9 protein-coding genes are annotated in these 11181 nt (G+C 46.9%); 4 read left to right on the plus strand and 5 right to left on the minus strand.

The features are described from left to right. The first annotated feature begins 3 nt into the window (after positions 1–3). Entirely contained in the window at positions 4–1449 is a 1446-nt protein-coding gene (locus tag FTU44_RS12125; RefSeq protein ID WP_180050887.1) for an NAD(P)(+) transhydrogenase (Re/Si-specific) subunit beta, read from the plus strand. A 258-nt stretch (positions 1450–1707) separates the two neighbouring features. Here the strand turns inward: FTU44_RS12125 and rsfS are convergent, their stop codons facing one another. From rsfS to FTU44_RS12150, 5 genes are all read right to left on the minus strand, one after another. Next, positions 1708–2115, minus strand: coding sequence for a ribosome silencing factor (rsfS, locus tag FTU44_RS12130; RefSeq protein ID WP_005098092.1), 408 nt, complete (start codon positions 2113–2115; stop codon positions 1708–1710). A gap of 81 nt (positions 2116–2196) precedes the next feature. Continuing rightward, positions 2197–2985, minus strand: a complete 789-nt coding sequence (locus tag FTU44_RS12135; RefSeq protein WP_100329839.1) for a hydroxypyruvate isomerase family protein — start codon at positions 2983–2985, stop codon at positions 2197–2199. A gap of 40 nt (positions 2986–3025) precedes the next feature. Next, positions 3026–3895 carry an NAD(P)-dependent oxidoreductase gene (locus FTU44_RS12140; protein ID WP_180050890.1) on the minus strand — a complete coding sequence of 290 codons (870 nt, stop codon included), beginning with the start codon at positions 3893–3895 and terminating at the stop codon, positions 3026–3028. A gap of 36 nt (positions 3896–3931) precedes the next feature. Next, complete coding sequence (locus FTU44_RS12145; protein ID WP_005098089.1) at positions 3932–4720, minus strand: crotonase/enoyl-CoA hydratase family protein; 789 nt, start codon at positions 4718–4720, stop codon at positions 3932–3934. Positions 4721–4825: 105 nt separating this feature from the next. Further along, positions 4826–7633, minus strand: coding sequence for an ATP-binding protein (locus tag FTU44_RS12150; protein ID WP_180050893.1), 2808 nt, complete (start codon positions 7631–7633; stop codon positions 4826–4828). 366 nt (positions 7634–7999) lie between these two features. On the opposite strand from FTU44_RS12150, the gene cysM reads away from it, so the two are divergent. The 3 genes from cysM to rlmD are packed head-to-tail and all read left to right on the plus strand — an operon-like array spanning position 8000 to position 11149. Then, the gene (cysM, locus tag FTU44_RS12155) at positions 8000–8929 is read left to right on the plus strand and encodes a cysteine synthase CysM (RefSeq protein ID WP_005098086.1); all 930 of its coding nucleotides are present in this window, start codon (positions 8000–8002) and stop codon (positions 8927–8929) included. An 18-nt stretch (positions 8930–8947) separates the two neighbouring features. Further along, on the plus strand, positions 8948–9766 hold the full coding sequence (locus FTU44_RS12160; RefSeq protein ID WP_005098085.1) for a 3'-5' exonuclease: 819 nt from the start codon (positions 8948–8950) through the stop codon (positions 9764–9766). Between the two features lie 6 nt (positions 9767–9772). Beyond that, positions 9773–11149 (plus strand): 23S rRNA (uracil(1939)-C(5))-methyltransferase RlmD, encoded by a 1377-nt coding sequence (gene rlmD / locus FTU44_RS12165; RefSeq protein ID WP_005098083.1) that lies wholly within the window; start codon positions 9773–9775, stop codon positions 11147–11149. The last annotated feature ends 32 nt before the right edge of the window (positions 11150–11181 follow it).

The following is an 11181-nucleotide window of genomic DNA, read 5'->3' on the forward strand; positions in this document are numbered from 1 at the left end:
TCCATGGAAATGATTCGAGAATATGCGGATTGGTTCTACCTGATTGGTGCCGTTCTTTTTATCCTGACGCTACGTGGTTTATCAGGTCCTAAAACTGCAATTCAAGGTAACCGTTACGGTATGATCGCCATGGCGATTGCAGTATTGACCACCTTCTTTGTTGCAGATAATCCTGTGGTGTGGATGATTGTGGGCGCAATGGTAGCAGGTGCGGTGGTGGGTATTGCCCGTGCGCGTACTGTCCCTATGACCCAAATGCCAGAAACTGTGGCACTGATGCACTCATTGGTGGGTCTGGCTGCGGTCTTGATTGCGATTGCTGCAATTATTCATAACAACAAACTGATTGAACTCGGTCCAGACCTTTTGACTGCCAATGGCGTCAATTTTCATGAAATGAGCCGTGTTCATTTATTTGAACTGTTCGTGGGTTGTTTCGTCGGAGCAATTACCTTTACAGCATCAGTCTTTGCTTATGGAAAACTGGCTGCGAAGAAATGGGCAAAAACCATTTCTGGCGCATGGGTAAAACCTGTTCAGGCCATCATCTTTATTGCCATGTTGGTGTTTGGTTTCATGTTCTTCTCAACAGGGAATATGACCGCATTCTGGGCAATGACAGCACTTGCACTGGTCTTTGGCTGGGTCTGGATTGCACCTGTCGGCGGTGGTGATATGCCGGTGGTGGTCTCGCTACTCAACTCATTCTCTGGTTGGGCTGCAGCCGGGATTGGTTTCACGCTTGAAAACAACATGCTGATTGTGGCAGGTTCACTGGTCGGTTCTTCAGGTGCGATTCTGTCTTATATCATGTGTAAAGCCATGAACCGTTCAATCATCAACGTTCTGTTTGGTGGCGCAATGGGCGGTACAGCTGCGCCGACAGCAGGTGCGGGTGAGCAGGTACAACGTAACCACCGTTCTGGTTCAGCAGATGATGCGGGCTTCCTCATGTCAAATGCGGACAGCGTGGTGATTGTACCGGGTTATGGAATGGCGCAAGGTCGTGCACAGAATGCGGTCAAAGAACTTGCGAACATCTTAAAAGAGCAGGGCGTAACCGTACGTTTTGCAATTCATCCGGTGGCAGGTCGTATGCCAGGTCATATGAACGTATTGCTGGCTGAAGCTGATGTGCCGTATGAAGATATTTTAGAGATGGATGAGATCAACTCTGACTTCCCGGCAACGGATGTGGTGCTGGTGATTGGTGCAAACGACGTTGTCAACCCGGCAGCCAAAGATGATCCAACATCGCCGATTTATGGCATGCCGATTCTGGAAGCGCATAAAGCACGTACTATTATGGTAATCAAACGTTCAATGGCGACCGGTTATGCAGGTCTGGACAATGACTTGTTCTATAACGACAAGACCATGATGATCTTCGGTGATGCCAAGAAAGTGGTGGAAGATATGACCAAAGCGATTAATGGTACGGGTCACTAATCATTTAAATCCCCCTAAGTCCCCCTTTAATAAAGGGGGATTTTTTATTTTATATTTTGGAAAAAGGATGATTGAGCGGTCATCGAACGTCTATGTTTATGATGAATTTATCCTAAAATACCCATCAAATCGGTGCATAAGACAAGATGAAAATTAAAGAAAAATAGCTGTAGCTTGAGTTATATTAACGCTTATAAAGTCCGATGAACAGGCAATAAAAAAGCGACCTACACAGGTCGCTTTTTTGAATATTTGATTTTACGCTACAGAGTTTGTATCTGCAGGATTGCGCCATAAGCTTTCTAGATCATAGAATTTACGCGCTGTTGGAAGCATACAATGAACCACTACATAACCGAGGTCGATGAGGATCCATTCAGCATCACGTTCGCCTTCAATACCAAGCGGACGGAAGCCAGCTTTACGTGCTTCTTCAGCAACGTTATTGGCCAGTGATTTGATATGACGTGTCGATGTGCCGCTTGCAATGACCATAGCATCAGCCACATTACTGATACCGCTGACATCAAGCTCAACAATTTCTTTTGCTTTTACATCTTCAAGTGCAGCATGTACGACTTTTAAGCAGTCCTGTACAGCTTGAGAATTTGAATTCATAGTAAGATCGTGAGAATTAGAAGCGCTGGGCGATGGTTCTAAATTCATGGGGTGTGTAATTTCCTAACAATTATGCATGGTCTAATATAGCGGTTTTAGTGCGGAATTTCAAATGAAGCCGCAGTCCACTCAGTCATGCTCCGGAAAGAATTCGGCTTTCCAGACAAAGGAGTCATTGGAATGCTGCATCGGCTTATATTCGGCAGCGACATAAGCTTGATATTGACTATGTTTTAACCACTGAAATATATCATGATATTGAATAGACGCCGTATTGGGTTGATGTCGTCCCGGACAATCCGCAAACTGGATATGACCAATCAGGTGAATATTTTCTTTTAAATTTTCCAGTACATCTTCGCCCATCATCGCCATGTGATAGCAGTCATACTGCATTTTTAAGGCCGGATGATTGACTGCTTCCAGCATTTCCTGAGCTTGTGCAACATTTTGAATCAAAAAACGTGGCATATCGGTGCCATTGACCATTTCAAAGACCGGTTCAATTTGATGCTCGAGCAGCATTGAACAGGCCATTTTCAGATTACTTGCCAGCGTATTCAGGCAGGGCAACAGGTCACAATCCAGAGGCTGTTTGCCTGCCAGAATATTGACCCGAGGTACATTTAAGGCCGTGGCATACTGGATGGCTTGTTCAACAGCATGACGGAACTCGATTTCCCGCCCCGGGATACCGGCCAGGCCATGGCCGCCCTGCATTAAATCACCGGCAGGCACATTAATCAGGCATAAGTTCAGTTGATGGATGCTGAGCTGATTTTGAATCTGGCCAATCGTCAATTCATAAGGAAACTGGATTTCGACATGATTAAAGCCCTGTGCTCGAGCCAGTGCGAAGCGTTCGATGAGTGGCACTTCGGTAAAAATCATCGACAGGTTAACGGCGAGTTTAATCATGTATTTTCCTTATACATTCAGGGTATTACAAAAGTAAAAATTATGCGTGCTTGAGCTGTTGAATCACAGTGGCCAGATCGGCCTCGGCAAAGCCCTGGGCCTGATGGATTTGCAGCTGTGATAAGGCCTGAGTCGCGACCGGAATATCCAGGTCAAAGCTTTGGGCCAGTTGCACGGCATTGTTCAGATCTTTAGATAAGGTCTGCACTTTCCATTGCACCGGTTCGAAAGTTTGTGTGGCCATACGTGGCGCCAGAATCTGGAAAGGTTTGGAATCGGCAAAACCACCCTCCAAGGCAGGTGCCAGTAGGCGTGTATCTACACCTGCAAGGCCCGCCAATGCCACTGCTTCCGCGATCAGGGTACTATTGGCTGCGACAATGAGCTGATTACAAATTTTGGTCGCCTGACCAGTACCGGTGTCGCCCATACGGGTAACGCGCTGTGAAAGTGCTGCATAAATTGGGTCAAGATGTTCAATCATTGTGGCATCACCACCGGCAAAAATCACCAGACTGCCTTGTTCAGCACCTGCGGTACCGCCTGAAACTGGGGAGTCAATCCAGTTCACCTGTCTGGTCTGTGCTTGTGCTGCAAGCGCGTGGGTTTGCTGCACCGAAAGGCTGGAAAAATCCACAATGATTTGATCGGCAACCAAATACGGCACGATCTGCTCAAAGACCGATTGCACCGCCTGATCATCTGCCAAGCAAGTCAAAATCACTGGATAATCCGCAATCTGATTCAAAGACAGCGCAGTTGCACCCAAGTCGATTAAGGGATGGCAAGCTGCCGGGGTGCGGTTCCATACCGCGACCTGAAAATCTGCCTGTAGTAGACGGGTCGCCATCCGGCGTCCCATCAGGCCCATACCCAAAAAGGCAATCTTAGTATCGCGATTTAACTGCATGCTTTTTCTTATTCCTTGCTTGGACTCTAACTCGATTTAGTTATATTGGCGTGGCACGAACTGGACTTCCGGATTCTTGTCCTTTTTGCGAGCCAGCTGACTGTTTTTACCTAGCAATAATTTGAGCTGCCAGATTTTTTCCATACGTAAAGATTTATTTGGGCGATGCTGCATGGCATCCAGTACAAACTTAGAGGCCATCAGGGCATCCGGAGAGCGTTGCAGCATTTCCTCAGCCAATGCTTGTGCGCGTGCCAACGGTTCTTGATCCACATGGGTAACCAGACCAATCTCTTTGGCATAGGCACTGTCAAAAATCCGGGCAGTCAAAGTCAGTTCTTTGGCCAGATCAATCCCAATCAGACCTTTCAGCGAACGGCTGAGCCCCATATCTGGTACCAGTCCCCAACGGGTTTCCATAATCGACATTTTGGTATCAGGATGTGCAATACGGATATCTGCCGCCAGAGCAAGCTGCATACCAGCGCCAAAACAGAAGCCCTGCATCGCAGCGATCACCGGCACCGGTAATTCCTGCCAGACCAGAAAGGCTTTCTGGAACAGGCTCTGACCCGGACGGATTAACTCCCAGGCCGCATAGGCACGATTTTTAGGATTATTTAAATCGGCCAGATCAATGCCGGCACTAAACACCTGCGCTTCACCGGTTAAAATGACGCAACGGATACTTTTATCTTTTTTGATTTTCTGCGCAGTCGCAACCAGTTCACGCAGCAGGGCAAAGCTCATGGCATTGCGTTTATCCGGGCGATTCAGTGTAACTGTGGCAATGCCGTTATTTTTTTCCAAGCGCACGAGTGACATGGCATTCTTCCTTATTTTTCCTGAGCCGAGCATAGCATGTGGCCTATGAGCTTGCATGACAGCTCAGTCATACTTTCTAAGTCACGGACTGAGCAGCTTCAAGTTTTAATTCAAATGTTGTTTCAGAATTTGCTGGGCGGCCTGTTCAACTTGTTCGACCACGGCTTTAAGTTCATCAAAATGTTTCAGCACGTCTTGAACAAAGTTTTCGTCGGCCTTGCGACGTTCTTTGCGCAGGGTTGAAACGAACTGTTCAAATCCGCCCGTGACTTTCTGCAAAGTCGGTGCGCCGACATAGCGGGTTGCACCATATAAACGATGCAAGACATGTTCCAGTTGCGGGAAATCTTCCAGTTCGATTAGCTGCTGCATTTCAGTGAGTTCATCGGCAAAACTGTCGACCAGCATGCGCAACAGGTCTACTGCCAGATCTTCCTTATTGGCTGCCAGTTGCAGGCTTTGCTGCCAGTCCAGAATATTCGGATCCAGTGCATCAATCACATGGGCGCGTTCCAGCACTGGAAGCCGTTTAAAATGTTCTGTGGTCCAGTGGGTCAGAATCTGCACAATCTGCTCGATCTGGATCGGCTTGGTGACATAATCATCCATGCCATTTTGCAGCAGCTTATGTTTTTCATCTGCCAGCGCATGTGCAGTCAGGGCAATAATCGGCAGTCGGTTATGGTTTTCAAAGGTCGATTCCAGTGAGCGAATCGCACGTGTGGTATCAATTCCCGACATCACCGGCATCTGAATATCCATAAAGACCAGATCAAAAGCTGGCTGTTTCTGCTCATAACGGCGCTGGATGATATCAATCGCTTCCTGTCCGCTCAGGGCTTTGCTGGTGGTGACATTCAGTTCAGCGAGTAATGCTTCCAGAACAATCAGGTTGGGCAAATGATCATCGACGGCCAGAATATGCAGACCCTGACCATTAAAGTCTTCATGCTGTTCCTGATCGAAGACCGGTTGATTGCCCAGCAGCTGAATCAAGGCACTGCGGCTGAGTGGCTGATGCAGAGCACGGGCACGATGGTCGTTCAGCATGCTTGGATCGAGTTGCATCTGATAACCATATACGGCCAAATGACCCTGATAACGCGAGCGGATCTCGCGTAACAGGACTTCGCTGTCGCCACTATGATCGACGATGAGCCAGGTGTTTTCAGAGTTCTGTAGATGATTCAGGCGGCTAAACAGATCCAGAATCGATGCGCATTCAATATGCTTGACCTGATAATTTTCCAGATAATGACGCAAGACGTTCGCGGTTGCCGGATGGGCCAGATAAGACACCACCGTCAATTCATTGAAATCTGGATGATCAATTACAGTATCTTCATCGACCAGGAATTGTGCAGTAAACCAGAAAGTCGAGCCTTTTTCGGTTGGGGCACGTTCCTGATTATCTTCAAAACCAATCTGGCCATGCATCAGGCTGACCAGCTGTTTGGAAATGGCCAGCCCCAGTCCTGTACCGCCAAACTGACGGGTGACCGAAGTATCGCCCTGTGAGAAAGATTCAAACAACTTCTTACGATCGGTACCACTCAGGCCAATGCCGCTGTCCTGTACACTAAAATGCAAGACACATCGATCGATCCCCTCATGTTCCATACGTGCCCGCACGATGATTTCGCCATCCGGCGTGAATTTGATCGCATTGGAAATCAGGTTGGTCAGAATCTGCTTAAAGCGTAGCGCATCGCCAATCACATGTTTCGGTACGCTGTCTGCGTAGTAGAAGGCCATATCAATATGTTTTTGTGCCGCCAGGGGTGAGAGCATGTCCATCACATCAAAAATGGCTTCTTCCAGATCGAAAGCTGCGGTTTCCAGTTCCAGTTTGCCGGCATCAATTTTGGAAAAATCCAGCACATCATTAATCAGCGCCAGTAAATGTGCGGAAGATTTACGAATAGTCTGCAAATATAGACTTTGCTCATTGCTGAGATTGCCCTGACGCAAGAGCAGATGAATAAAGCCATCAATACTGTTGAGCGGGGTACGCAGTTCATGGGAAATATTGGCCAGAAACACCGACTTGGCCTGGTTGGCTGAAATCGCCTGGTCACGTGCCTGACGGTAAGTAATATTCTGTACTTCGAGCGTATCTAAAGTACGACGTAAATCATCTTCAGTCTGTTCAGTATGTTCGCGCAGTTCCAGAAAACTAAAATGCAGACGTTTTACCACATTGGCAATATCCCGTTGCAGTAAACGCAGCTCTCCGGTGCTGTTAATCACCATATGCTGGCCGAGAGTATCGGCATTCAGTCGCTGCAACTGCATGCGAATTTCATACATCGGTGCAATCCAGCGCCGTGAGTAGAAGTTCAGACAGAGTAATAACAATAATAAGGTTAATAGACCCGTTGCAATCAATACGATCAATACCCGGTAGCGGGCAATGGCCAGCGGCTGATTATCCAGTTCAATTGCCAGCCAGCCTTTAGAGAAACTGTTTTCATTCACTTTAATGGCATAAATATGATTATCTTTATACAGAATCGGGCCAATAAAGTTACCGCTTTTATCAAAATCGGGCCAAGCGGCCTGTTCCTGAAAGCCTATACCTAAACGATTCTTGCCACTGTCATCCAGAATGGCTGCCCGAACCAGATGTTTTTCATTGAGCATATTCTGCATGGCATTGTGGGCCTGATCATATTGCCAGGGATACAGGCTTAAAATATCCAGTGCATACTCAGACGTGCCTTGAAAACGCGTCATAATGGCAATTGCCATCTGCTTTTGCTGGGCGCGTGCGGCATTCGAGGTTTCAGTCAACACCAGCATCGCGCCAACACAGGCCAAAATAGTAATCGGCACAAAAATCAGCGCAATCAACTGTCCATAGGCGTGATTTAAGTGTAGGCGTTTAAACAGCTTTTTATTGATCGTTGACATGATTTAAGCAGTATTTTCTTTATGTCTGGCATATTAGCATGCTTTAAATCGACAGTTAAAATTTAAGCATTATTTTTATAAGGGTTCAGATCAACCTTTAAAAATACAAGAGATTTCAGTTAAATGATTGCTGAAATACAGTGAAAAGCGGGCGATGAAGACTTCAGTCGTCTGAAAGTCCGGGGCTGAAAATAACGCTTTTATATTCACAGCTGAGCTGCTTGATCTTGCTAAATCACAGGGAAATGAAGTTTATAGCAGGATACTGAGTCTGTTTTAGAGAGTTTCCTGAAAAAGCAGTGCTAAATGGATGCAGGGAAAAGCATTTTTTCATACAATAGCCGCACCTCGATATAGGTGCACACAATGAGTAATACCACCCCCGATTTTCAAGCAGATGAATTTTTGTTAGACCACTATGTCGGCAAAACGCCACTGGTGCGTTTACAGCGTCTGGTAAGTCACACTCAAGCTACAGTACTCGCGAAACTCGAAGGCAATAATCCGGCAGGATCGGTCAAAGACCGTCCGGCCTATAATATGATCATGCAGGCCGAGAAGCGTGGACAGATCAAGCCGGGTGATACCCTGATTGAAGCAACGAGCGGAAATACGGGGATTGCATTGGCGATGGTCGCAGCGATGCGTGGCTATAAAATGAAGCTGATCATGCCGAACAATATGAGTCAGGAACGTAAGGATGCGATGCGTGCTTATGGTGCCGAGCTGATTGAAGTTACCAAAGAACAAGGCATGGAAGGTGCACGTGATCTGGCCGCTCAAATGCAAAATGATGGCGTGGGTCTGGTACTGAATCAGTTTGGCAATCCGGATAATGTCGAAGCACATTATCTGACTACAGGTCCTGAAATCTGGCAGCAAACCGGTGGCAAGATTACCCACTTTGTCAGTTCTATGGGTACAACCGGCACTATTATGGGTGTCTCGAAATATCTGAAGGAAATGAATCCGGAGATTCAGATCGTGGGTTTACAGCCATCTGATGGTTCAAGCATTGCCGGAATCCGTCGCTGGCCGGAAGAATATCTGCCGACCATTTTTGATCGCAGTCGCGTGGATCGTATTATCGATATTCCACAAATTGAAGCTGAAAAAACCATGCGTAAGCTGGCGCAGAAAGAAGGCATCAGTGCTGGTACTTCATCTGGTGGTGCAGTGTGGGCTTCCATAAAGCTGGCGGAAGAACATCCGGATGCCGTCATTGTGTGTATTATTTGTGACCGTGGTGACCGTTACTTGTCTACAGGGTTATTCTCTGTGCAAGATTCTGAATAATTATTTGAGCACTGTGTTATGCGCCTGCCTGTTTTAACTTTCGATATTGAAACCCAAACCGATCTCAAATCAGGCGCGCATTTATTTGGTCTGGACCTGCCTGAAGCAGATCTGGATCAGGCCCTGACCAAACTGCGCCGTCAGGATTCAGGCTCTGATTTTCAGCGTCCGCCCTTGCATGAAATTGTCTGTATTTCCGGTTTATGGATCGATGAGCAGGGCATGAAGCTGTTTTCTTTTAGCCGGGAACAGCATTCTGAAGCGGAAATTTTAAGAAAATTCTTATCGATTTTTGATAAGCGTCATCCGACGCTGGTCAGCTGGAATGGTTCACAGTTTGATTTACCGGTGATTTTATACCGTGCCATGTATCATGGACTCTCTGCACCGAGTCTATTCGATCAGGGCGAAATTGACACGCAAAAGCGTTATAATAACTACCAGAATCGTTACCATCATCGTCATGTCGACTTAATGGATGTGATGGCCATGTTCCATGCGCGTCATTTCCAGAAGCTGGACGATGTTGCACATTTGCTGGGTTATCCGGGTAAACGCGGTGACGGGGCCTATCGGGTTCCTGAATATGTCCGCAATCAGCAATGGACCGAACTGACCTCTTATTGTGAAGGCGATGTGCTGAATACCTGGCTGGTCTATATCCGCTGGCTGTTGTTAAAAGGACAGCTGTTATTGCCGGATTATCAGCATTTGCTGCACAGTACGATTCAATATTTGCATACCCAACCGCAGCATGCGGACTTTTTATCGGTTTGGCGTGAAACGTCACAAAGAACTGACTTTACCCGTTTTGATTTTCCAACTCCCACATCCTAGGTTTTCATGAAGCATCGAGCACACACACGTCCTACCCAGCAACCCGAGTACATTTTTCAGGTTGAGTCACTTTCGCATGAGGGACGTGGCATCGCTCATTATGGTTCACACCCGGATCATCCACCGCATAAACACGGCAAGAAAGTCTTTATCCGTTATGCCTTGCCCGGTGAAACCGTGCGTGCTCGCATTACCCGTGAAGTTAAAAAACTGGAAGAAGCTGACAGTCTTGAATTACTCAGCGAAGCTTCCGAAATTCGCGTCAAGCCGATCTGTGCACATTTTGGGGTCTGTGGCGGCTGTAATATGCAGCATATCGCAGCCGATGCACAGATTGAACTAAAACAGAATGTGCTGAAATCGCATTTACAGCATTTTGCTGGCATCCAGCCTGTGCAGTGGCTTGCACCGCTACGTTCCGAGCGTGAAGATTATCGCCGTAAAGCCCGGATCGGAGTGCGTTATCTGCCGGCTAAAGACACATTGGTGGTGGGTTTTCGTGAGAATCAAAGCAATAAATTAACCTCGATTGATCGCTGCATGATTCTGGATCGTGAATTTGGATCGCTTACAAGCCTTAAACAATTGCTGCAAAGTCTCAATGGCAAGGCTGACATTGGTCATATAGAATTGGCCATGGGGGATCAGGATATTGCCTTACTGGTGCGTGAAACTGCAAAATTATCAGTGGCTGATGTCAACCAATTGCGCGAATTTACGTTACAGAAAGGCTGGCAACTGTATGTGCAGCCTGCCGGCAAAGATACACTCTCGCGAATTGATGCTCCAGATGCCGCGGCGCGCTTGCACTATAGTCTTGATGACTTTGATGTGAAATTCGGTTTTAATCCTGTGGACTTCACTCAGGTGAATTCGACTATCAATCCGCAAATGGTAGCGCTGGCATGTAATTTGCTACAGCTGCAACAGGGTGAGCGGGTTCTGGATCTATTTTGTGGATTAGGAAATTTTTCTCTAGCACTGGCACGCTGTGTAGGCACATCTGGTCAGGTGATTGCAGTGGAAGGGAGTGAAGAAATGGTGCAACGCGGTGCGGAAAATGCCAAAAATAATGGTATTGCCCAAGTTGCTTTTTATTCACAAGATTTAACCAAAGATTTCTCGCACCAGACTTGGGCAAATCAAGGTTTTGATGCATTATTGATTGACCCGCCACGTGCTGGCGCAGAAGAAGTCATGCATTATCTTCCTCAGTTTGGCGCAAAAAGAATCGTTTATGTGTCATGTAATCCTGCGACACTCGCAAGAGATGCAGGGCTCTTGGTACAACAGGGTTATCGCCTCACTCAAGCCGGAGTGATGGATATGTTCACGCATACTGGGCATGTTGAATCGATTGCATTGTTCGAAAAAGAAAATTAAATGAACGATTGAAGAAATGATGTATTTACAAG

Origin of the sequence: Acinetobacter sp. YH12105, from assembly GCF_013419095.1 — a bacterium.
Lineage (GTDB): Bacteria > Pseudomonadota > Gammaproteobacteria > Pseudomonadales > Moraxellaceae > Acinetobacter > Acinetobacter pseudolwoffii.

What these genes read in the sequence shown, in the direction of transcription:
- FTU44_RS12125 (WP_180050887.1), top strand. Translation starts at nt 4, where the DNA reads ATGGAAATGATTCGAGAATATGCGGATTGGTTCTACCTGATTGGTGCC.
- rsfS (WP_005098092.1), bottom strand. Translation starts at nt 2,115, where the DNA reads ATGAATTTAGAACCATCGCCCAGCGCTTCTAATTCTCACGATCTTACT.
- FTU44_RS12135 (WP_100329839.1), bottom strand. Translation starts at nt 2,985, where the DNA reads ATGATTAAACTCGCCGTTAACCTGTCGATGATTTTTACCGAAGTGCCA.
- FTU44_RS12140 (WP_180050890.1), bottom strand. Translation starts at nt 3,895, where the DNA reads ATGCAGTTAAATCGCGATACTAAGATTGCCTTTTTGGGTATGGGCCTG.
- FTU44_RS12145 (WP_005098089.1), bottom strand. Translation starts at nt 4,720, where the DNA reads ATGTCACTCGTGCGCTTGGAAAAAAATAACGGCATTGCCACAGTTACA.
- FTU44_RS12150 (WP_180050893.1), bottom strand. Translation starts at nt 7,633, where the DNA reads ATGTCAACGATCAATAAAAAGCTGTTTAAACGCCTACACTTAAATCAC.
- cysM (WP_005098086.1), top strand. Translation starts at nt 8,000, where the DNA reads ATGAGTAATACCACCCCCGATTTTCAAGCAGATGAATTTTTGTTAGAC.
- FTU44_RS12160 (WP_005098085.1), top strand. Translation starts at nt 8,948, where the DNA reads ATGCGCCTGCCTGTTTTAACTTTCGATATTGAAACCCAAACCGATCTC.
- rlmD (WP_005098083.1), top strand. Translation starts at nt 9,773, where the DNA reads ATGAAGCATCGAGCACACACACGTCCTACCCAGCAACCCGAGTACATT.